This window comes from Paenibacillus chitinolyticus (assembly GCF_045038035.1).
Taxonomy (GTDB): Bacteria; Bacillota; Bacilli; order Paenibacillales; family NBRC-103111; genus Paenibacillus_F; species Paenibacillus_F chitinolyticus_A.
The window spans coordinates 4,958,696-4,981,751 of record NZ_CP173427.1; the positions used below are offsets into that span (position 1 = coordinate 4,958,696).

General features: G+C 58.0%; 12 protein-coding genes. All 12 read right to left on the reverse strand.

Translation table 11 applies throughout. The features are described from left to right. Nucleotides 1-63: 63 nt before the first annotated feature. A complete protein-coding gene (locus ACI48J_RS22360) occupies nucleotides 64-1,044 on the reverse strand; it encodes an S-layer homology domain-containing protein (protein WP_405080303.1) in 981 nt (326 codons plus the stop codon). Nucleotides 1,045-1,256: 212 nt separating this feature from the next. After that, on the reverse strand, nucleotides 1,257-2,519 hold the full coding sequence (locus ACI48J_RS22365) for an ArnT family glycosyltransferase (protein WP_405080304.1): 1,263 nt from the start codon (nucleotides 2,517-2,519) through the stop codon (nucleotides 1,257-1,259). A gap of 88 nt (nucleotides 2,520-2,607) precedes the next feature. Beyond that, nucleotides 2,608-3,303, reverse strand: a complete 696-nt coding sequence (locus tag ACI48J_RS22370; RefSeq protein ID WP_405080305.1) for an ABC transporter permease — start codon at nucleotides 3,301-3,303, stop codon at nucleotides 2,608-2,610. Next, entirely contained in the window at nucleotides 3,296-4,219 is a 924-nt protein-coding gene (locus ACI48J_RS22375; protein ID WP_405080306.1) for an ABC transporter ATP-binding protein, read from the reverse strand. Before ACI48J_RS22375 ends, ACI48J_RS22370 begins: the two co-directional genes overlap by 8 nt. A gap of 88 nt (nucleotides 4,220-4,307) precedes the next feature. Continuing rightward, the gene (locus ACI48J_RS22380) at nucleotides 4,308-5,264 is read right to left on the reverse strand and encodes a sensor histidine kinase (RefSeq protein ID WP_405080307.1); all 957 of its coding nucleotides are present in this window, start codon (nucleotides 5,262-5,264) and stop codon (nucleotides 4,308-4,310) included. Further along, complete coding sequence (locus tag ACI48J_RS22385) at nucleotides 5,261-5,983, reverse strand: response regulator transcription factor (protein WP_405080308.1); 723 nt, start codon at nucleotides 5,981-5,983, stop codon at nucleotides 5,261-5,263. Before ACI48J_RS22385 ends, ACI48J_RS22380 begins: the two co-directional genes overlap by 4 nt. A 388-nt stretch (nucleotides 5,984-6,371) precedes the next feature. Continuing rightward, nucleotides 6,372-12,473: a phosphodiester glycosidase family protein gene (locus ACI48J_RS22390; protein WP_405080309.1), complete on the reverse strand. Its 6,102-nt coding sequence runs from the start codon at nucleotides 12,471-12,473 to the stop codon at nucleotides 6,372-6,374. Between the two features lie 358 nt (nucleotides 12,474-12,831). Then, nucleotides 12,832-15,654 (reverse strand): beta-galactosidase, encoded by a 2,823-nt coding sequence (locus ACI48J_RS22395; protein ID WP_405080310.1) that lies wholly within the window; start codon nucleotides 15,652-15,654, stop codon nucleotides 12,832-12,834. Nucleotides 15,655-15,773: 119 nt separating this feature from the next. Further along, nucleotides 15,774-18,290 (reverse strand): alginate lyase family protein, encoded by a 2,517-nt coding sequence (locus tag ACI48J_RS22400; RefSeq protein ID WP_405080311.1) that lies wholly within the window; start codon nucleotides 18,288-18,290, stop codon nucleotides 15,774-15,776. Then, entirely contained in the window at nucleotides 18,287-19,429 is a 1,143-nt protein-coding gene (locus tag ACI48J_RS22405; RefSeq protein WP_405080312.1) for a glycoside hydrolase family 88 protein, read from the reverse strand. Before ACI48J_RS22405 ends, ACI48J_RS22400 begins: the two co-directional genes overlap by 4 nt. A gap of 273 nt (nucleotides 19,430-19,702) precedes the next feature. Further along, nucleotides 19,703-21,295 (reverse strand): helix-turn-helix domain-containing protein, encoded by a 1,593-nt coding sequence (locus ACI48J_RS22410; protein ID WP_326052411.1) that lies wholly within the window; start codon nucleotides 21,293-21,295, stop codon nucleotides 19,703-19,705. Then, nucleotides 21,288-23,027, reverse strand: coding sequence for a sensor histidine kinase (locus ACI48J_RS22415; RefSeq protein ID WP_405080313.1), 1,740 nt, complete (start codon nucleotides 23,025-23,027; stop codon nucleotides 21,288-21,290). Before ACI48J_RS22415 ends, ACI48J_RS22410 begins: the two co-directional genes overlap by 8 nt. Between the last annotated feature and the right edge of the window lie 29 nt (nucleotides 23,028-23,056).

Consider the following 23,056-nt stretch of genomic DNA (forward strand, 5'->3'; position numbering starts at 1 on the left):
TTAAATCTATCCGTGTAAAATCAGCCTTGTAAGACCGAGACTGCATGGGAGCCGTGCCCCTGCCTACTTCCATTGGAAGGTCGGTTTCAAGCTCTTGATCCCGTCGGACAGATCGTGATACTCCGCGCTCAATTTGGCGTCTTCCAGACTGTACTGCACATCCGACGGATAGCAGATGTATACGTGCCGGTCCCCTTTGGCGCCCAGATAGACGGTGCGGATCAGTTCGTTGGTCTGCTCGTAATCCTCTTCGAGGCCCACATTTACCGAAAAGAGAAGGCCGCCGGCGGCGGCTTTGCTCGCGCGATGAATGAACCGGACGGACGTGCCTTCTTCTTCGATGTCGATTTGGCCTTCCCACTCCGCCGGAAGTTTGAACGAATATCCGTACGTCTTGTTGGCGTAGGCCACCGTATTCAGCTTGCTCAAATCATAAACCTCCAAACTGCCGGGGCTGGGCCGCAGACGGCTCTCGTTTACTTTAAGCCGCTGCACGAACGTAACGGCCTCGGCCCGGCTCAGCGTATCGTCTTTGCCGAAGCCTTCCGGGGTACGCGCTTCTTTGCCTTCGGCCAGCCCCACATCCAGCAGATAGCGGATGGAATCGTCCACGCTGTAATGTCTGCCCGATGCGCTTGCGAGAAGCTGGGCCGCCCTGCCTCTCGTCAGTCCTTTCCGAGCGGAAGCGTTCCTGTCGATGTCGGACGTTTGAACGACCGGCCACCCCAGCCGGCTCGCATAGTCCACGTAAGGCGAAGCCCAATCGGGACTGCCCGGGTCCGGTTTGAAATCCGCCGGCCGGTAAGCGCGGATCAGCATGGCCAGAAACTCGTTTTGCACCACCGCCTGGGCAGGCTTAAATGTCCCGTCCGGGTAACCGTCGACAAATTTATCGCCCACCGCCCATTCGATTGCTTCCCTGCCCCAGAAATCGCCGGGAACGTCTTTGAACGCGCTCCCTTCTCCGTAAGATGCGGAAGCGCAGACACCCGATAAACCGAAAGCCAACAGCGCAGCCGTGGCCGCTTTAGCCCCTTTTTTCATAGCACCGGTCACTCTCCAGTCCCTTTAACGTATAAAACAAATAAAAAAGACCGGACTCCCTTCCAGAAGTCCGGCCGCTTTCGCCTGATTTGGATCAAATGGAAGACTATTCCATGCTACCAAATTCAGGCAGTCTTTTAAAGTTACAACATTCTCCGCTTTCGTAACCATTTCAAGGATCTCCGTTCGGGCACGGGTCAGGCCGTACGCCGTTATTGCGGGTACAGCCGTGTGACGGAAGAAGACCTCCGGGACGACAGCGATTGAATCAGCACCGCGATCAGGTAGGCGGCAAAAATCGTAAAGATAAACAGGATCGGATACATGTATCTTGAGAACTGGACGAACGGAATATGGACCCCGATCACATACACGACCGTTAACGCCGCCACGAGAATATCTCCCCTGCGCTTGATCAAGGCCGCTATAAAGCCCGCGACTCCCAGCACGCACAAAATAATATGGAGAGCAAGAACGAAATGGTAAGACATGCCCCAGAAGTCCAGCCAGTAGAACGTCTGCTCGAAAGCCAAAATCGTTTTGTCGAACAAATACCATTTGAGCGTTTCAAACGGTTTCGTTTTCAGGCTGTATAAAATAATATGGCCGACTTTCTCCGTCGAGTCGTCGTAGACGTCCGGCGAATATTGCGGATATTCTTTAAAAAATCCCGGAGAAGGCTCGCCCGGAAGCACCCCCATCAGCATCGGATTACCCGACGAGTCCGTAAACGGGATAAACTTGCCGAAATGGACATAGTTCCGGACCCACCAGGGACTTAACAGCAGGCAGGCGGTCAGAACGATGGTCGCCGTGTACAGAACCATTTTCTTGAACGGGACCCGCCGGATCAGCCAAGTGACGCCGATAATAAGCGGAAATAAAATAAATTGCGGCTTAAAATAAGCGCAAAGGGCCAGAAGAGCTCCGATTGCTATGTATTTGCCGACGGACGGCTTCTGGAGCGCGTACAAGGTCATGCACATCATCAGCAGGAAGATGATCTGGAAAATCCCTTCCGACAAGATTACACCGCTGGTGTAGTAGTTCGGCGGATAAAGAGCGGCGATGATACAAGCGACGAGCGCAACCCGGGAATTGAACATGTGCCGGGCGATAACGAACAGCAGATAAACGGAAGCCGCCTGCAGGACACATTGAAAGAGCCTGACGGCGATCGCCGTGTTCTCGTAATCCCCGAAGATCCACATAAAAAAAGCCAGCATCACGGGAAAGCCCGGCATAATGAACAAGGTCGGGTTCGGATAGCTTTTGTAAACGAGCGTCCCTTCCTCCAGAAGCACCTTGGCCGCATACATATATTTGACGTCGTCATTGTCCATTTTCTCGTAGGTACCGAGTAAAAAAGCGTCCCCGTAATAAAGCGCCGTAAATGCGGAAACGGCCAGTACAATTGCCATGAGCGCATATAAAATCCGTTTCGTTCTCAGGCTTTCTTCCTTTAAAGTAAACATTTTCCTATTCTCCCTTCCTCACCGGATCATCATACACTATCTTGGAGGAAGGGTTCAATACTTTGCCTTTATTTCCAAACGGGCCCATCTAAAGGACGTCGGACGTTTCTATTTTACGGATGGACCAGAACGCGATCAGCACACCGGCGGCCGCAAAAACAAGCGGAAGGATATATCCGGCACTCAGCGAGAACCCCATGTTGTTCGAATCGGTGATGGTCACCAGAATGACGGCGGAGACAATCGTCGCCGGAACCGATTTCTTCATCATGCCGAACAGAAGCGGAATCAGGCAAACCCCTGCCGCCGACACGGCGTTCAGCAGAATGCGCAGGACGTGATCCACGACCATTGGGGCGGTTAACGTTTCGGGCACTATATTCAGCCAAGCGTCCGCCAGCAGAAAAACGCCGGTTACAAACAAGCCGGAGAACAGAACCGTAACGAAGGTCCAGAGACTGACCAGCAGCAGCTTGGCTGCCATGATCTTTTTCCGGCGGACCGGGTAGGTGAACAGAATGTTGACCGTTTTGGCATTATACTCCCCGATCACAAGCTTGGCAAGAATGACGGAGGCAAAAATAACGAAGGTGATCTTGACGAACCCGGTGATGACACCGAATGCCATCTTATAGTTCTGGTAAGCATCAATGACGTTGTCTATCTGTTCCGCCACATGAACACCGCCGATAAGCAGCAGAATCACGGCGTTGGCGATCAGAATGCCCGGGAAGTATCCGCCGATTTTATATTTTTTAAGCTCGAGTTTCATCAATTTAAGCATGGACGCCGCCTCCGTGAATGGATTGCAGGAAATAATCTTCAAGCGAGCTTGCCTTCTTGTTCAAGGCCTCGATTCCAACTCCGTTTAGAAGCAGACCTTTGGAAATTTCCGCCTGCGAGACTCCCCGTTCGTAAATGCGCAGCGTTGTATCGCCGACGACTTTGTAGTTGTGCATACCCAGCTTGCTTTCCAGCACATAGACCGCTTTGTTAAGGTCCGGCGTAACCACTTCGATATATTCGGTATGTCTGCCTCTTACCTCGTCCATCGGCACCTGTTCGATCAGCTTGCCCTCACTGATGACGCCGACCGTATCGGCGATTTGTTCGATTTCGCCCAAAATGTGACTGGAGATCAGCAGGGTGATGCCGTATTCCTTGCTCAGCATCTTGAAAAGATTTCTAAGTTCCTTGATGCCGACGGGATCCAGTCCGTTAATCGGCTCATCGAGCAGCAGCAGTTCGGGACGGGTCGTGATGGCCCGCGCGATACCGAGCCGCTGCCTCATGCCGAGCGAGAAGTCTTTGACCGGTTTGCGGTCGATATTTTTCAGCTGGACCAGGTCCAGAGCCTCCCCGATGGCTGCTTTATTATAGAAGCCCATGTATTCGCAGTGGAGCTCCAGATTTTCCAGCGCGGTCAGCCTGTCGTAGAACACCGGATATTCGATAATGCTGCCCATCCGTTTCAAAATTTCGTAAGAATTCTCCGTCAGCTTCTCCCCGAAAATTTCAATTTCCCCGCCGGTCGGTTTAATCAGATTCGTTATCATTTTCATCACGGTCGTTTTGCCCGCTCCGTTCAATCCGAGAAACCCATAGATTTCTCCCTGCCGGATCGTCATATCCACGTCCGAAATCACTTCTTTGCCGTCAAACACTTTCGTCAGCCGCGTCGTTTTCAGCAATGTGCCCATTGGATTGACCCCTTTCGTATCTCCTCTTTCTGATTCTTAGTTTAGCTTCCGGTTTTCTCTTTTTTATTACTCGATTCTTACAAAAATCTTACGTCCTTCCGTAAGCTGTTTTTTTGAGTCTTACGGTGAACGACGTTTTCACGTAAGGCTTGCTGGTCAGCGTGATAACGCCGCCGAGCTTCTCCACCAGCCGTTTCGTGATCGTAAGCCCGAGACCGCTTCCCTGATAAAGAGAGTTGCGGGAATCCTCCAGCGTATACATGCGCTCGAAAACCCGGTCTTGGTGAAACTCGCTGATCCCCTTGCCCCGGTCCCACACCTCGACATAGGCATGTTCCTCGTCCTCGCGCAGAGTGAGGCCCAGCGTGTTCCCGTCGCTGCCGTATTGGGAGGCGTTGGAGATCAGGTTGTTCAAAATGCGCACCAGCGCCTCTTCGTTCCCCATCACGTAGACCGGAGTCTCCGGCATCGCGATTACAACCTCCACCCCCTTGGAGGTCAGCGGTTCATAGAAAGCGAGGATCGTCTGCGAGCACACTTCGTTAAGCAGGATACGGTTCAGGGGGATGTCCCGGTCACCGGACTCCAGGCGGGCGAGATCGAAAAACTGATTGATCAGAGCGAGGACTTCCCGGGCCTTCGCATGGACTTTGTCCAGCAGCCGTTCCCGTTCCTCCGCCGGTGTGGACGGATTTTGAATGAGCGTTTCCATGTAGCCGAACACGACCGTGAGGGGCGTTTTGAGATCGTGAGAAATGTTCGCGAGCATTTTGCGCATCGAATCTTCGGTTTTATTGTACGTAGCCGTCATCCGCTGATTGGTTTCCACAAGCCCGTTTAGCCCGTTCAGCAGAGCGATCAGCTGCTTGTCGTCCGTCACGTGCAGCAATTTCCCCCGGGCGGCGCCTTCGCTTAAAATCTCGTTTAACCGGGCCGTTATGTAAACGAGGCTTTCGTCCCGCTTTTTTTTGCTTCTGTACTGAACGAAGTGAAGAACGAGAGAAACGGCAAGCAGGGTGAGCAGCAATCCCGTCCACCCGGTCATTCGCCGAATTCCCCCAGTTTATAGCCGATTCCCCACAGCGTCTTGATGTAAACGGGATTCGACGGATCGTCTTCGATCTTTTCCCTCAGTCTGCGCATATGGACGTTGATGACATTTTCATCTCCGTAATAGTCGTCTTCCCATACCGAGCTGTAAATTTGCGCTTTCGTAAAAACTCGTTTGGGATGAACGGCAAACAGTTTCAATATATGAAACTCCTTGGATGTCAGCTTCAGCTCCGCCCCGTTTTTGCTTACCGAAAAGTTTTCGAGGTCGATAACCAGCTCGCGGACGCGCAGCACTTCGGGCGGGGCCGGTGTCCGTTCCACGGGCGCGGCCGCCGCATACTGCGTCGCCCTGCGGATCGCCGCTTTGATCCGGGCGGCCAGCTCGATCATGGAGAACGGCTTGGCGATATAATCGTCCGCGCCGAAACCGAGACCGAGCGCCTTATCGACGTCGCCGTCCTTGGCGGACGTAATCAGGACGGGGACGAGGCTCGTCTGCCGCACCTTCTGCAGGAAGTCCATGCCGCCCAGTTTAGGCAGCATCAGATCCAGCAGAATCAGATCGAACGGCTGACCGGCAAACTTGCGGACCGCTTCTTCCCCGTCGTAGGCGCGCACGACAACGAACCCTTCCTTCGTCAAATAATCGCTTACCATATCGCTGATTTCCGTATCGTCTTCCACAAGCAGCAGTGTATTTTGCATGTTCATCCCGTCCATTCCTGCAATCTGTTTCGGTTGAATCATATCATGTTTCGGAAAAGCCCGGTAGAAAGTTCCGGAAGTTTTACGGCAAAATAAAACCTGCCTCGTCGTCCTGGGACGCCGGGCAGGTTGTTAAAACATGGCTCTGTTTCTTGGGGGAGCTGTCTTCCCCCGGACCTCCCTCCGGCACTCAACGGAATGCGGAACATGAGAGCTTCTATTAAATCCGTAACGCGATCGGCGCTTCTCTCCTTATCTCAGTTCCGCACCTTATCAAATTCCCAGAGGCAGGAAGGATTCCTCATGTTACTCATGTTACTCATGTTACTCATGTTACTCATGTTACTCATGTTAATCGTGATACCCGTGTTACCCCGTACCCGCCTTTCCGCGTCTAGCGGATGACGCCTCCCAGCTTATTCAGCAGGTTAGCGGTCACCTGCGCACTTTCGGCGCGAGTGGCGGTGCCTTCCGGCTCGAATCCGTCGGCCGTGCGCCCGTTCACGAGCCCCAGGCGCGAGGCGGCGTCAACGACTTCCCGCACCCATGCGGGAGAAGCCTCGACGTCGGCGAAACGGACGGGCTCGCCTCCGGCTGCCTTCTTGCCGGCCGCAGCCTCGTACGCCCGCACGATCATCGCCGCCATTTCCTGCCGCTTAATGACCGCTTCCGGCGCAAATTCGGAGGCGCTGACGCCATTGACGAGTCCGGCCTTGGAAGCTGCGGCAACGGCGCCCGCGTACCAATCCTGTCCGGACACGTCGGAGAAAGTCGGCACTCCCTCCGCCTTCAGATTCAGCAGACGGACGAGCATGGCGGTGAACTCCGCCCGCGTCACTTTCCGCTCGGGAGCAAACGTGTTCTCGGTCATCCCCTCAATCAGGTGCCGGGCCGTCAGCTCTTTGATGACTCCGGCGGCCCAGTGGTCTGCGGGCACATCGGCATATGCTTTGCCGTATTCCAACACGGCGTACGCGCTGAAATGACTCACATCGGCCGAGAGCTTGCCCAGACGCCAAGTGCCGCCGACATATTCGAGAGCGCCGCTGCCGCCGACATGATAAATGCCGGCAAGCCTTGCGTCCACGCCCGCGCCGACCGGAAGCTCAATCGTGACCGGCTTCGCAAACTTCGTCAGCTCGCTCGTTTTGCCGTCCTTCGTCGTGACGGTCAGACGGAAATCCAGCAGATCGCTTCCCGCCGCAAGCCGTGCGCCGGAAGCGGCCGATGCGCTGCCGAGCAGCCTGCGGGCGTCTTCGCCGGCGATCCGTGCCGCGCTCAGCTTCAGCGTGCTGCCCTCCCGCTCGGCGGCAGGGGCCAGCTCGCCCAGCTCGCGCAGGACGGCTGCGGAAAGCGTCACCGCCACGTTGTCCGCTTCGACGCGGACGGCGGTGCCGTCCAGCAGCTCGCCGGCATTCCCCGGCAGCGCCAGCTCTTCAAACGGCGCGGACGTCGCGAACGTGACCGCGCCTGCGGCTTTCATCGCCGCCAGCTCTGCGGCGGTGGCGGCAAGCTTGCCGGCGGAGCCGGGCTGCGGCTTCACAGGCGGCTCTACCGGCGGTACGGGCGGAGTTCCGCCGCCGTTGTCGCCGCCGGAGCCTCCTCCGCTGCCGCCGTCGCTGCCTCCGCTGCCGGAAGCCTTCACCGTCAGCTCATACTTCGCGGTGAATCCGCCGTAGACGGCGGACAGGACGGTCGTTCCTTCCGTCAGGGCCTTCACCGCTCCGTGCGGGTCGATCTGCGCCACGGACGGCCGGCTGCTAGCGTATGTCACGCCGTCCAGCAGGTCGAACCGGCTGTTATCCGTGTAAACCGCGCGGGTAACCGTCTGATCGGTTTCCCCGACTTTAAGCGAACCCTTGCCGGACAGCTCGATGGAAGCAAGCTGACCCGAAGGTACCCGGTCCACCGTCACGGTCGTCTCTCCGTACACAGCGGGCGCCGTGCCGCTCGTCGCCCGGATCACCGCGGTACCGAGACCCGCCGCCCGGACCACTCCATCGGCCGTCACGGTGACGGCGCCCGCCGGAGTCGAGCTGTACACGGACCATGTCACGCTCTGGTCCGTCGCGTCGGCCGGTTTGACGGCGGCAGTCAGTTTCGCGTTCTCCCCTACGGCCAGCTTAAGATTCTGCTGTTCAATTTCAATTGATGCCGGAGGAACCAGTTTCTTATATAAGCTGAATTCGTCCACGACCCGGCCGCCGACCGTTTTCGTCACAAATTTCAGCTCGTCGCCGTTAATGTCGATGGAAGCGTACATTTGCGTCTGCTCCTCGTCGATCACCCGCTGCCAGTCCCGTTTGGTGACCGGATAAAATTTCGGACCGCTGGAACCGGCAACCACATAGGTCGTTCCCTGTCCGTCCGCCACGATCTGGTTATTTTTCATCGGGTACGTTCTCAAATAAATGTGATCATGCCCGTTCAGCACGAGATCCACCTTGTTCTCCTCAAGCACAGGAGCCCACAAACTCCGCAGTTCGGCGGTATCGTATATACTTCCGTACGGCCCCCGGTGGAAAAGGGCGACCTTCCACTTCTTATTCGTTTTGGCCAGATCCCGCTTCAGCCATTCTTTCTGCTCTTCATACTGATATTCACTGTTCAGCACCACAAAGTGAACGTCCTTATAGTCATAGGAAAAGCTGCTGCCCTTCAAGCTGTCCAGCCCGGTGCCCGGCTGGTTAAAATGCGCCAGGAAGTCGCTGTTTTCTCTCGTTCCCATGACTTCATGGTTGCCGATCGTTCCCACGAGCGTCGTATTCAAAAACGCATCCTGGGCCGCACCGAACCACATGTTCCATTCTTTTTCGTTAAAGCCTTTGTCGACCATGTCCCCGGCATGAACCATGAACTCCGCGTCCGGGTTGTCGGCGACCGCTTTTTTCACCGTGTTGCCCCACAAATTAAAACCTGCCTGATCCCCGGCCTGGGAATCCGCAAAATACAGAAATTTCGTACGGTCTCCCGCAAGCTCCGCCGTCTTGAACGTCCCCTGCTTGCTCGTATGGCCTTTACCGTCTCCTACGCGGTACACGTAAGAGGTTCCCGGCTCCAGGCCGTCCGCGACCGCTTTATGAATACGGATCGTCCCGATATCCAGCGTGCTGTACAAGCTGCTGTCTCCCGTAATCCGTTTCACGCCGCTGCCTTGAAAATCCGTAAATTCCGACTGCTTGACGAGTTCGACCACAGTCGGTTCGGTTCCGGGATTCGTATGCCAGATAAACGCGCGCGATGCGGCCGGGTCCGGACCCATGTTCACGCCAATGTTATAAGGCGTCTCGCTCCCTCCGAGAGGAGATACCGCAAAGACGGAAACCGCGCTGTAGGCGTTCCCTTTCTCCGCCTGCAGCTTGTAGCTTTTGACGGCGGCCGTCAGCGCCTGCGTACGGAGCTTGCCCTGAGCGTCCGTCGTTCCGATGGAGGAACCGTCCGCGAGCACCGTGGCCCCTTCGACAGCGGCTCCCCGCTCGTCTTTCACGGCAAGCTCGGTTTCGTATCCCTGCACGTGACCGTAGTCGTTCCACTCCAGCTTCAACTGGTTGCGGATCTCCGAAGAGAGCGGCAGGCCGAAGAAGGAGAAGCTCGTATCCCCCGTATTCGCAAACGAAACGGAGCCGGACTTAAAGGCGATAAGATTCGTGCCGGCCGCATCCTTGCGGACATCGTACTGAATTTGGCCGATGATATCCTGATCCGTCAGGGATGCCGTCTGAAGCTCTTTCATCTTAAGACTTACCAGACCCGCTGCGCCGTCCATGTCCGCTGTCAGCTGTGTATCGCCGAGCTTCGGACCGCGGACAAGCCGGATGTTTTCGACTTTACCCGGATCGAAAGCGAAGTCGATGCGGCCGTTTTTGATGCTTGCGGCTTTGATGCCTTTAACATCGAGGGAATACGTCCCGCCCGCATACACATCTTTGGGCGTGTCGTACACAATTTTGGCCGAGCCCGTATCGACGTTGAACGTCCATTCTTTGGTCGTCTGGTTGCCCGACAGGTCACGGACCGAAACCTTCGCCTGATGGATTCCGTCCGCCAAAGGCGTACCCGGCGTGTAGTAAATCCGGCCTTCCGGCGGGTACAGGGTATGCTGGATCAAGTCCCCGTCGAGATAGAACCGGATTTTATCCGGATCGATCAGAGTCGTGCCGGGATGCTTGGCGGGATCGTAGCCGTAGTCCTCCCCGTACACTTTGATCGTCGGCAGGTTCGATTTAATCGTCTCGCCTTCGGCCGGCGAGAAATTTTTCAGGACAGGCGGGTCCATATCGTCCTGCGCAGGCCCGTAAAGCGCCCGGATCTGGTCGACGTAGATCGCTCCGGCGTCTTTCTTGGCCGACGAGGTCTCCATATAGCGGACCGGCATATCCATCGTCAGCGGGAGGGTTCTTCCTTTGGGCACGACGGCCTCCAGGTACTTCCACCCCTTGAAATCGACCCCTACCGTCTGGTCGACAAAATCAAGCGCCACGGCACCTTTGCCGTCGCGCATTTGCGCACGAAGCCAGTGCTTGTTCCCGTCCCCGTATACCCACATGCTGATTTTCTCGGGGTAGCCCGGAATCTGGATCGGCTGGGCGCCGCTTTTTACTTGCAAATAAGCACCCGAAGTTCCCGGCATCCCGGTAAAATCGTAGGCCAGCTTTAATGAGTTTTTGCCGAAACGCACGAATTCTTCATCCGTTTCGATGCTCACGCCGGTGCTCTTGAACTGGGCGCCCGCACTCGGATTGTAGCGGTCCAGCCCGTTCTCGAAGTCTTCCAGAATAACCGGAGGGACACCGACATGCACATCCAGAGATGTCTCTACGTTCTTGTATGTGGCGTAAATCTTTCCGGTTTTCTCGGTTTCAGCCGTGGCGGTAAAAACCCCGGCGGCGTCAATCGAGCCGATCGGCCCCTCGGTGCGCCACTGAATCCGGCTGTTGTCCGCCTGAACGACCTGCCCGTCACGTAAAGCCGTTATTTTCAGCGTTTCCGAGCTGCCGGACGTGAAGGTTTTGACGGCGTCGGCAAATTTAAGTTCGGTCAAATCTTCCACGACTTCCACCTTCCCGGTTCCCGTCAACCCGCCCGAGGCGGCCGTGATGACAGCTTCGCCCGCTTTGGAGCCGGCAGTAAACGTACCGTCCGGGGCAAACGTCCCGACCGCCGGATCGATGCTCCACTGCGGAGTCCCGTTAAAAGGCGCGGGATGCAGATTGGCGTCCACGGCAGCCGCATTGAACGCAGCGGACGAGCCGGTCAGCACACGCTCCGTTTGCGGCTGAACGACCAGTTTGTCCGCAGCGCCTTCCGGCGCTTTGTTGACGAGCAGCAGACCGTTGGCGGTTTTACGTTCTCCTCCGTCGGACGGCGTGTTCAGAATTTTCCGCGTTTTCTCGCCGGGCATCCGCGCCACGAAGGTGGAAGATCCGCCGCCGTCGAGGTTCAGCGCATTGACGGCGCCGAGGTCTTTCATCAGTCGGCCCAGCTCCGTCAAGTCCACGCCTTCGCTGAAACCCGGCTGACGGCCGTCTATTTCCAGCAGGATGACGGAACCGTCCGCTTTCGTCCCGATGGCCGTTCTCGGATGGGCCGCCGGATCGCTGTTCGGCTGGGCGGCACCATCCTTGACAAGCAGCCCCGAGCCGCCGATGGCCACCCGGACGTCTTTCCATTCGCCTTCCAGCGTAAAGCTGGCGGTGACGTCATCCCCTGGTTTCAGTTGGGCCAGCGTATCCCGGAACTTGCCCGAGGCCGACAAAACCGCCTGATTTGGGGCCAGCGGGGTATTTCCCTTGTTTTTATGTACTTCGGATACTTTCATCACGAGCGTCTGGCCGCTCTGCACGGCTCCGCCCGTCACATCGAGCATCACCTCGTCCCCAAGGTCGTTGGTCATCGTCGACGTATGAAACTCGGGTGTGTAAAGAACGAGCGACTCCGTCCCCCGCAGCCGGTTGATGTCCGTAAGGGGAGTGCTCTGACCGCCGAACGCAAGGGTCCGGGTCAGCTTCGGGCTCGGCCCGTAAAGACTCGTCCCGTCGGTTTTTATGCCGAAGGCGTACCAGCCCGCGGGGGGACTCGCAAGGATTTCGCCTTCGCCCATAAACAGCCCGGACGGAATTCCCGTGGACATATCGTAAAAATCTCCGTTAACGGCCGCAATGACCCGGTTGCCCGTCCGGTCCGCATCCGCAGCCATTTGGCTGACGCCCTGCATCCCGTAAACCTTGCCTCCGGTTTTGCCCGCCTGCAGCTCCAGAGCCGCGTTTTTGGGATCGAATTCTACAAAATGGAGCTTTTCCGGTCCCCGGTCCAGCTTCATATTCCTCCATTGGTACGTCGCGCCGGGTCCTATTTCCACTACCCGTTCGTCCACGATTTGCCCTGCCGACGCTGTCGTGCCGGGCACTGCCGCTAATCCCCGTCCTGCAGGCAGCAGGATGGAACACAGCATCATTCCGCTTAGAAATGATGCCAGTCTCCGTCTGTTTTTCGCCATTATCGTCACATACCTCCCAAGCTGGTTCAAAGTTTGTCGTCATTTCCGCATTCCGGCTGTTGAGCAGTGGGCCATGCCAGGAAAGTATACGGTTGTCTTGTAAACTCCACCCCCTATCTTTATAAAGATTTTATGAACCGGGAGCACTTTCATTCATGATTTAGAAATACCCCCACCTTTTCTATTATCAGGGAAAGAAAGCGCTTTTTGAAGTATTATTTTATTATTTAATTTAAATATGGTAAAAAATTTTGTTGATTTTCTCTTTTTGAAACTAGAAAAAGACACCGGAACCGTCCCGAGAGACAAAGTTCCGATGTCTTTTGCTATTGGAAAAGATTTTGGCGATTCCGGCCGCTTAGACGGGTCCGCCCACAAGCTCCAGCCTGACGCCGCCCGGATGACAGCCCTCTTCGTCATAGAAAAGGACCTCGTTGCGTTTCTTCAGCAGACTGACCGGAATCTTGTAGGATTCCTGGGGACCGATCTGCCAGTAACGGCCCAGGCAAAATCCGTTAACCCACAAAATCCCTTTGCTGAGCCCGTCGAGCGTGATTTTCAGCTTGGCTCCATCCGGCTCGCCCGCTTGCTCCTCTTGGACGCTGTCCGTACGCTTCAAGCTGTCATCGCCGCTATATTCCGGCCAGTCGAAAGCAGCTTTAAACCAGCGGGGAAGCCTGTCCCGGTCCGGGACCGCCTCCTGTGACGCTGCCGCTGCCGCATTCGGCCCAGGCCCAGACCCCGGCTCCGGCTCCAGTGCCGACCAGTTCGCCGCACCGAGCGGATCGGCCGCGCCCGTCGTAACCCAGCCGGAAATACGGGAAGCCGAAGCATACAGGTAAAGCTTCATTTTCGGAATATGGCTGATTCCTTCGGCGTCGAATTCCAGCTCGTTGCAGCCTTCCCTGAGCAGCTCGCCGATGTCCGCCACCCCATACGGGGCATCGCCGCGGTTCCAGGCCGTCTCGTTGCAGAGCTGAGGAACGACCTTCCGCCCGTTCACGCGCAGCCTGGATAAGCCGTACCCGACGATGACGCCGCTGTCGTACTCTTTGCCGGTATGCAGCGTCCGGTACAGGCCGATCCGGCCTTCGATTTCCGGCAGCGCCCGCAAGGAATGGGAGCGTCCGGCGCCGTCAACCTGCCAGCCCTCCGTCAAATCGGCGGCTGCTCCGTCCAGGCTCGGCATCGCGCTAAGCCCCTTCGGTTCGGCAAGCGTCTGGGTGAAATTGTAGCGGCCCATATTCTGCACGAGAATCCGCAGACGGTTGGCTCCCTGCCGAAGCGGGATATCGAGCGCCGCCGCTCCGATTTCCGTCGTTTGCCCGGCGTACCGGCCGTTTACGTAGACCCGTGCCGGGTCCTCGATGCGCGGAAGCGTGAGCGTACGAAGCGCTTCCTCAGCGGAGTGAACCTCGGCCTCGTAAGCCAGGTACCCGCTGAACCGGCCGAAAGACGTGAAGTCGAGCGGACCTTCGGCTTCGCGGGCAAGCTCCTTCCCGGCATCCGGTTCCTCATCGGCCTGCTGCCAGTCCGTCAGAACCGGGGCCGTTCCCCGGACCTCCGGAATAGAAGCCGCTTCCGCTTCGACGGCCGCACGGTCCGTCACGGTGATGCGGGCGAGTTCCTCGCCGGCGTGTCTCACCGTGATCGTCTGCGGACGTTTCCCGTGGAACAGCGTGAAGACGAGGCGGCCTTCTTCGTCCGTGCGAACGCGCTGCGGCAGCGGACAGTCCGCTTCCAGGCCGGTGAGTCCGGCCGCGGAGAGAACCAGCGCGGACTGCTGGCCCGCTTCGTGGTACACGGCGCCTCTGCCGCGGTCGAAGCCCGTCGTGAAGCCGGTCATCGCCTCCAGCGTGACAGGCTGGCCGGCCCCGGTCCTGCCGATTTCCACGCCGCATACGACCGGCAGGATAGCTCCCGCTTCCACCGTGTAAGGGAGCGGGGAGATCGGCTTCGCGGCTTGGCCGGAAGCGGAGGCTGCGTGCTCGTGCCGACCGGCCGCCTGCGGCGCCCCGGCTTGCATGGAATCGTTGTCTCCTGGAAGAGGACATCCGATTCCGAACTTCTGCAGATCCAGCTCCCCGCTGAGCCGCTCCGTATCGTCGTTATGAATAAACAGAATCGTGCCCTGCGGGCCGGATTTCTTTTTGGCGGACGAGTGTTTGCCCAGTGGAATAAAGGCCGTGCTGCCGGCCGTTTCCGTCAGAAGCGGCTCCATCCAGCGCACGAAATCATGGACAAGCTTCAACGCTTTGTATTTGGCCGTCGGTCTCAAATATTCGTCGAGCGCGGCGTCGTAATCGTAGGAGGTCGTCATAAACGTATGCTCTCCGATCGTTCTGCCGCCCCAATGCCCGAAATTCGTGCCGCCGAAAAACATATAATAGTTAATCGCCGTAAACCCCTCGCGAATCAACTCGTACGTCTTGCGTTCCACCTGGGAGGCCGTTTTCTGGTTGGCCCGCGGTCCGCCCCACTGTTCGAACCAGCCGATCCAGAACTCCAGGACGCCTTTGGGCTGGCCGGCGAAACGCTCTTCCAGCGTGCGGGCATGCTCCTCGGCATGAGACCAGAAATTGCGGAACTCCACCGCTCCGTCTACGGCCCCGTAGCAGGTAACCAGGGGAACGTCGATCCCCCGTTCTATCAGACCGTCCCGCAAATATTCCATATACGCTTTATCCGGCTTGCCGAGCGCCTGGAATTCGTTTTCCACCTGAACCATAATAACGGTGCCCGAATGCGAAAGAAGACGGGGCAGAACGACCGGTACGAGACGATCCCAGTAAAGATCCACGTAATGCAGGAATTCCCGGTGGAATTTCCGGTACTGCATATCCGGCTTACGCTCCAGCCAGTAGGGCAGCCCGCCCATATCCCATTCGGCGCAAATATACGGCCCCGGCCGCACGATCACGTACAGGCCGCGCTCGGCGCAGAGGTCCAGGAAGGCTCCCAGATCTTTGTCTCCGCCGAAATCCCACTGCCCTTCCTCTTCTTCGTGCCAGTTCCAGGGAACGTAGGTTTCGATGCAGTTGCAGCCGGCCTCCTTGGACTTGTCCAGCACCTCCGCCCACTCCGCTCTCGGCAGACGGAAATAATGGACGGCGGCGGATAAAATAAATACCCGTCTGCCGTCGATGATCCAGCTGTTGCGGTCGTATTGTACACGGGTCATGCGCATGTAGCCTCCTTATACGAAAATGTCTCCTTCCAGGAGACATTTTCAATTCTTTATTAAGATTTTTTCATCTATATTCAATGTTCAAGGAAAAATATTCCACCGTTTGTTTTACGCTATCTTACGTGGATTGTTTCGATGCCTTCCGGCGTTTTTTTAATGAGCACAACTTCGCCGAAAATTTGAACGCCTTCCACGACGTAAGACATAATGCTCGTCGATGGCGTCTGGTGGCAGACCACCACAATATGCTGCTCTCCCGTACTCGTCCAAGTCAGGCGGCAGGCTTCTGCGACGGAATCGGGCACTTTGGCTCCGTTGTAGGTGAAGACGTCCGCCTGCTCTACGACCGGAACCTCCGTCTTTCCGGGACGGACCGGGTAAAGAACCTGCATCATGGAAGCCGGGCCCGTCGAGCCGCAGGAGAAGGTTACGGCCGGAGCGGGCGTCATCTCGTTGTACCGGTAGGACACGTAGGCGTCCTCCGTCCGGACGAACAGCGGGCCGCGTCCGGCTGCGCCGCTGCCCGCGGGGACCGCTCCCTCGCCGGGAGTGGGCACGGTGAGGGAGGCCTGGCCGCGCTCATCCGATTCAGCCCCCGGCGATGTGCCGGCGGCCGCGTCCGTATGCGGCGGTGCGCCTGCCCCGCTGACGTCTGTGCCCGCCTGTGCCGGAGCTCCCGCCGTGATCGGCCCGCCGAGGCGAGCTGCCTCCGCACGGTCCCGCAGACCGGCGTCACGCGCTGCCGCATCCGCTGCCAATCTGGCTTGATCGGCGCACCCGGCGCTCCGCTCGTACGTCGCCTTCCCTGCCGGAGCTCCGGCGCCGTTTCCACCGGTCCCCGGCTCCGTTTCCGTCCGTAGAGGCGTCCGCGTAACCGGCAGCAAGTGCAGACCCGCCGCTCCGTCCTCCGTCGTAAAGCCGACTCCCCGCTCTTCGACGCGCACCTGGCCCGGCGCAAAGTGGAACCGCTGCTCGAAACGGTGAGCGTCCCCGCAGCGGAAGCTGTCGGCCAGCAGCCAGTAGTCCGGCTTGACGAAGATCAGACGGCGCTTGGGGATAACGGGATCGGCCAGATGAAGGTAGCCGTCGTGGCTGCCTTCCGCATAGTCGGCCGCCGGTCCCGATGACCACCGGGTTCCCAGCGGAGCCGCAATACGGCCGTAGTCCCACGTGTCGAGGTACTCCGTAAATTCTTTGCCGTCCACGAGGGTCGTATTGTGGGCGGCTCCCAGCTTGAAATACCGGCGGAACTCATCCCCGCCGTAATACGTGTAGCGGCCGGGGTCCATCAGCAAATCCCGGCCGTAGGCGCAGAGATCCACATGCAGCATATCCGCATGGCCGTGACCGCCGCCCATCGGCCCGCAGTTCATGCTGGCGAACCGGGCGTCCGGCTCCCAATCCGAGCGCATGACATACTGCCCGGCTTCCTCGAAAGCTCGGGATGCCGCTTCCGGCCGTACCGGCGTCAGGCGCTCGTAAGCTTCCGCTTTGTGCAGGCCGTACAGCCACAGGTTCGCAAGATCCACGCGGGCGTGGCCGGCGTATTTCAGCTCCGCATCCCCGAACTGGATCGCGCCTGCGGTCAAAGCGTCGCGCATATCGTTGTCGTCGCTGTCGCCTTTCATCAGCTGCCTGCCGCCCGGCTTCACGGAATACAGATTCGCCTTCGCCATACGCCTCACGGCCGAGATCCACTCGGGATACAATCCGATGCCGTTATTCTCAGCGAGGTGCAGCACGTGCATATATTGGAAGAAAACTTCATTATGATAGAGCGGGGACTGCTCCCAATGCATGCCGTCCCGGCCGATCTGGAGGGCCGCCGTCTGCCGCAGCCGGTCGGCGCTTACTTCCAGCCAGAACGCCGCATTTCGGAACTCGGGCATAAAGACGCCGAGCGCGAAGAGGCCCGCGTTTTCGAGCACGCCCCAGTTGCTGAGACGCCTCCAGGGATCGAAAGCCGCGGCAATATACTCGCCGTGTTCATGCAGCGATTCCAGCATCCGGCCGAACAGCTCCGCCGTGAAACCCGGATAGTCCCGGAAGCACTCGTACGCCCGGATCCAGTTGATGCAGCGGAGCCCCGCCTCGATCGTCCGCCACGCCAGAGTGGCGGACGCTTCCGCCGGTCCGGCGGGCACGGGATTGCGGCGCAGCCAGTCGTCCAGCTGCATGCAGAACGCTTCCGCGTACTTGTCGTCGCCCGTGACCAGGTACGCCTGTCCCAGATCGACCCAGTACGCATGCCGGTTCAGCATGTAAGCCCACTCCACATCGCCTGCAGGCACATGCTGCCAGTCGATGTCCTCCGCGAAGGTGACCGGAACGCAGGTCGGCTCCATGTCCCACTCACCGCGGAAAAGGAACGTCTTCGCGGCAACGCGTTCGGCGGAGGCCAACACTTCCCGCATGTCTTCCCCGTAATGATTACGGACATGACTCACAAGCCGCTCTCGTTCTTCCCGGCGGATAAACAGCACCGGAGAGGTGCGTGTTGCGTAGTGCCTTTTCAACGTAGGATAAGCTTCGTTCCGTCCCTCTCCGCCCGGCTCCAAGAGCGCTGCGGCAGCGGCGGCAAGCTCCGGCTGTCCGGCATTCGACCCTTCCCATATCCGGCCGCTCTTCATCCTAAGGTCCGCTCCTTGCGGTCATACCAGTAGCCGGGAATGTTCCGTTCCATGCGCATCAAGGCTTCCAGATAGTAGTAGTCGCCCCACACCATATAGTCATCGAGGCCGAGATTTCCCCGTACATGATAGGACCCGTGCTTAAGCAGCCCTTCCGCATCGGGTTCGCCGGCCGTCGAATACTTTTGAACGAGAGAAGCAAGCGAACGTTCCAGCAAATCCGCGAACTCGGCCCGGTCCGGGTCATCCGGCTCCAGAAGGCCGATCAGCTCATGCAAGCCCGCGGCAACGATAGCCGAAGCCGAGCTGTCCCGCGGCGTCTCCGGCGTTACTTCCGCATAGAAATCCCAATACGCCACGGAATCCTCCGGCAGCTGGGACGCGAAGTAGCGCGCCATCCGCTTGGACGTTTCCAGATACGCCGTATTGCCGGTATACCGGTACGACAGGGCAAACCCGTACACGCCCCAAGCCTGGCCGCGGCTCCATGTGGAACCGTTCGTAAAGCCCTGATGTGTCGCGCCTCCGATCGGCTCCCCCGTAACCGGCTCGAAAAAGAACGTATGGTAAGAGCTGTCGTCCCCGCGCACGAGGAACCGTCTGCTTTTATCCGCCTGAATAACGGCGGTATTGCGGTATTTTTCGTCCCCGGTATGCTCGTAAGCCCAATAAAGCAGCGGCAGGTTAAGCAGACAATCGATAATGATGCGGCCGCCTTCCGTTTCGTCACCCATGGGTCCCCAAGCCTGAATAAACTGCCCCTTGTCGTTCCAGCGTTCGAGCAGCTTGTCGGCCGCCTCCAGCGTTAAATTTTTGGCGTCCTCGTCCCCGAGCACGATCCACTCCGCTTTGGAGGAAAGCGAGTACAGAAATCCGATATCGTGATGGGCGAGCACCTTGTTCTCTTCCATCCGTTTTTTCATGCCTCTCACGGTGCTCCGCGCCGCTTCCAGAAACACTTCGTCCTTTGTATATTCGTAACAGAGCCAGAGCATGCCCGGCCAGAATCCGCATGTCCATTCGTCGTTATCCCGGAGTTCGTACCTGCCGCCGCCGCTCACGTGCGGGAACTTGCCGCCGAACTTCCCGATATTCCGGCGCGTTTTGAGCACCGCATCTTCAATTGCCGCCTTCCACATGGCCATTCCCCTTTCCCGTCTGAAAACCTGTCCTTCTACAATCTGAGTGTGATGCGTCCATTGTAACGGGAGCCGCACCTCCGACACAGGTGTGATTTTGGCAGGGATGTGCACTATTTTGACTTGGGGTCCCGCGGACGAAGCCCTCTGCGCACGGAAATTCGAGGCTAGGCCCACAGCCCCGTTAAGGCACCGCCGCCGGTTCCGCAGCATGCCCGCGGGTCTCTCACAAGCCGACGGCCCGCCTTTTTTACACAAAAAAAGAGCACCGGGTCATCTCTCCCGATACTCTCGCGGCGTCCGGCCGGTGTACTTTTTAAACACTTTGGAAAAATATGTCCGGTCCGAATAGCCGAGCTTGGCGGCGATCAGCTCCACCGGGTCTTCCGACATCTGAAGCGCCTTGCAGGCGATTTTCACTTTGTACCGGTGCGCGTAATCGGTGAAGCTCTCACCCGTCAGGCGTTTGAAGTAGCGGGAGAAATAGCTCGGATTCATGAACAGGTGCTCCGCCACGTCGATCGAGCTCACGTTCTCTCCCAGGTGCCGGTAAATGTAATCGTCGATCACCTGCAGCTTCGGCTCTTTCACGGCAGGGGCCGCACCCGTGTCCCCTCCGATCATCAGGCGCTGAATCATCCAGCCGAAGACGGCGAGCGCATCATCCACGTGCAGAGCCGTCTGCAGATACGGAATCCATTCGTCTTCCTCCGTGTCCGCGCCGGGCCGGGCCTGCTGAATAAACAGCTGGCGGGCCTTCCGGACGCACAGCCGGTTCAGCTCTTCGGGATCGGCCAGCTTGCCGCACGCCGTCCGGCGGATGCGCTCGATCGCCCCTTCCAGCAGCGCATGGTCGCGATGGGCCGCGGCCGCTCCGATGTCTTCCAGCTCCTGCCCGAACAGCCCTTCCGCGGGCAAATAGTACACCTCCGACCCGTCGTCGAACTTCGGCGCGGCATATCCCGAATCCGCGTAATAGAAGCGGTACCGGTTTTTGACCATGCTCCGGAAGGTCGGGCCGGCCGAAGACAGCTCCAGTCTCGCCGGGCTGGTTAAAAACCGCAGGCCCACATGCAGAAACCGGTCGCACTTGTCCCGCAGATCGGCCGTGTAATCGTGCAGGTACTGCTTCTCGTTAAACGTCAGCCCGGGCCGGTAATTGAGCAGGATGACGAGAAAATCGCCCGTGTTGAAAACCGTGACGCCTTCGTACGTCTGGGCTACCTCGCACGCGATGTTGTAAACGCCGTAGCGCAGTAGCGGCATGTCCCGGCTCGCGTATTTTTCGGGAAGCCCGGCGAGAGACAAGTGCCCAAGCAGCAGCGCGTAAGCCGGATGCTTCCACTCCACTCCGAGACGCTCGGCGTATCCGAGCAGGCCGTCCGCCTCCGTCCCCTTGATCAGCCGCTGAAACAGAGATTCCTTCAGGAGATCCCGGTTGCGGTTTACGTCTTCCCGGTAAGACACCTGCTCCAGGCTGACGACGGACTGCTGAATCCGTCCCACGGACTGCTTCAGGCTTCGGAGAAGCTGGTCTTCCGTCAGCTCGTCCTTGATGAGATAATCGTCGGCGTTAAGCAGCAGCGCTTGTTTGGCATAATGAAAATCCTCGTGGCAGGTCAGAAAAATAATCCGGACTCCCGGCTTGATACTCGAGAACTGGGCGGCAAGCTCCAGTCCGTTCATCTGCGGCAGGCCGATATCGGTCACGACAATGTCGGGCAGCAGCTCCTTGAACATCTGAACCGCCCGCACGCTGGAGTAGGTTTCTCCGGCTACGTGAAGACCGCACGCTTCCCAGTCAATCAGCTTGTGCAAATATTTCAGCATCGGCACATCGTCGTCGATCAGCATGACGTTATACATGGCTCTCCCCCTCCAAAGGTTGAATCGGGAACGACAGCCGCACTGTCACGCCCCCGCTTTCGCTGCGCTCCATTCCCATCTCCGCCGACATGCCGTAGGTCAGCCGCATTCGCTGCAGGACGTTCAGCAGGCCGACCCGTCGGTACGAGGACTGCTGGTCCGGGTCCCGGTTCAGCACGGCTTGAAGTTCCCGGAGCTGTCCGTCCGTCATCCCTCTGCCGTTATCGGAGATGCGGATCACGATCCGGTCCTGCGCGCGTTCTGCCGTGAGCGCAATGGACCCGCCCTCCTCCTTGTCGACGAAGCCGTGCACCACCGCGTTCTCGACGATCGGCTGGAGCAGCAGCATCGGCATCGGCTGCCTCTCGAGCTCGGCCGGAATCCGGACGGAAAGCTCCAGCGCGAGATCGTTTCTCATGTTCATGATCTCCAGGTAATGCTTCAAGAGCACGCTCTCGCTGCGCAGCGTGGAGGGCTCGTTCACTCTCATATAAGCGCGAAGCAGACTGCTCAGCGAATCGATCATCCGCCCGTGCAGCTTGTCGTCCGACACGTACAGACTGCATTTGATCGAATTCAGCGTATTGAGCAGAAAATGCGGCCGGATCTGGGCGAACAAGGCCTGCAGCTCCAGCACGCGCTTCTGCTCCTGCTCGGTTTCGATGCCGGCGATAAGCCCGTTGATCTCGTCGAGCATCGAGTTAAAGGAGCGGCCGAGATCGCTGATTTCGTCTCTGCCTTTATCCGGGAAGCGGATGCTGCGGTTTCCTTCCCCGAACTGGTGGGCAATCCGCTGAAGCTTGCGGATCGGACGGTGGAGGCTGCGCGCCAGGAAGAAGGACAGCATCAGGAACATGATGATAAACACCGCTACGGCCATGGCGCTGACAAAGAACGTTTTCGTAATTTGTCCCGTTGCCGTTTTCTCCGGCGTCTCGTACACCAGCTTCCAGTTGCCCTGGGCGATGACCGCCTCGCTGCGGATATTCCGCTCCCCCTGTTTTCTCGGAAGCTCCGGCTCCGTAAAAGCGATGGAGGCATTGCCCGCGATGCGCTGCCCGTTCTTCTCGAAAAGCGTAAATTGGCCGGAAGTCGACGACGAGAAATACGGATCGAAGTACGTGCTGGAAATGCCGATCATCAGCGTCCCGAGCAGGCCTCCGTTATCCGTATCCCGGATGACCCGCGACAAGTAATAGTACGTGTCCTTGTCCGGACCCGATCCAGCGACCGTTCCGAGCCACTGGATACTGGTCGGGTTGTCCAGCACAATCCGCGGCTTGACCGTCTTCCAGTCGCTCTCCATCTGCGGCAGCGTCTGCCCGCTTCCCACGTCCATATACGGCACGATAAAGCCTGTATCGTTAACCAGGAACAGCCGCACATACTTGTTCAAAGCGTTAATCGACACTTGATCGTAGCTGTTGCGGATTTTGGTGTATTTGTTGAAATCGTCAAAGGTATGAATACCGGTCATGCCTTGAATTTCGCGGAGATTATCCCGGATCTCCACGTTTTGCACGTAGAAATGCGAAGCGAAAGAGATGTCGTCCAGCAGCTTCTCGATGTCCTTGGTCATCAGCTGCAAAATCGACTGGTTCGCCGCTTCCATTTTATCCATGGTGGTCCGTTTGATCGTGATGTAAGCGAGCGAAGATACGGTCACGATCGGCAGCAGGATGAAGATCAGGAACGAGAATTGAATTTTGCGGTAAAACGAACTCTGCAGCATGACGCTCCTCCTCTGTCCGGACCTTCGCA

Coding starts and splice junctions, on each gene's coding strand:
- ACI48J_RS22390 (WP_405080309.1), bottom strand. CDS start 12,473: ATGGCGAAAAACAGACGGAGACTGGCATCATTTCTAAGCGGAATGATG.
- ACI48J_RS22385 (WP_405080308.1), bottom strand. CDS start 5,983: ATGAACATGCAAAATACACTGCTGCTTGTGGAAGACGATACGGAAATC.
- ACI48J_RS22395 (WP_405080310.1), bottom strand. CDS start 15,654: ATGACCCGTGTACAATACGACCGCAACAGCTGGATCATCGACGGCAGA.
- ACI48J_RS22400 (WP_405080311.1), bottom strand. CDS start 18,290: ATGAAGAGCGGCCGGATATGGGAAGGGTCGAATGCCGGACAGCCGGAG.
- ACI48J_RS22360 (WP_405080303.1), bottom strand. CDS start 1,044: ATGAAAAAAGGGGCTAAAGCGGCCACGGCTGCGCTGTTGGCTTTCGGT.
- ACI48J_RS22410 (WP_326052411.1), bottom strand. CDS start 21,295: ATGTATAACGTCATGCTGATCGACGACGATGTGCCGATGCTGAAATAT.
- ACI48J_RS22405 (WP_405080312.1), bottom strand. CDS start 19,429: ATGTGGAAGGCGGCAATTGAAGATGCGGTGCTCAAAACGCGCCGGAAT.
- ACI48J_RS22380 (WP_405080307.1), bottom strand. CDS start 5,264: ATGACCGGGTGGACGGGATTGCTGCTCACCCTGCTTGCCGTTTCTCTC.
- ACI48J_RS22375 (WP_405080306.1), bottom strand. CDS start 4,219: ATGGGCACATTGCTGAAAACGACGCGGCTGACGAAAGTGTTTGACGGC.
- ACI48J_RS22370 (WP_405080305.1), bottom strand. CDS start 3,303: ATGCTTAAATTGATGAAACTCGAGCTTAAAAAATATAAAATCGGCGGA.
- ACI48J_RS22415 (WP_405080313.1), bottom strand. CDS start 23,027: ATGCTGCAGAGTTCGTTTTACCGCAAAATTCAATTCTCGTTCCTGATC.
- ACI48J_RS22365 (WP_405080304.1), bottom strand. CDS start 2,519: ATGTTTACTTTAAAGGAAGAAAGCCTGAGAACGAAACGGATTTTATAT.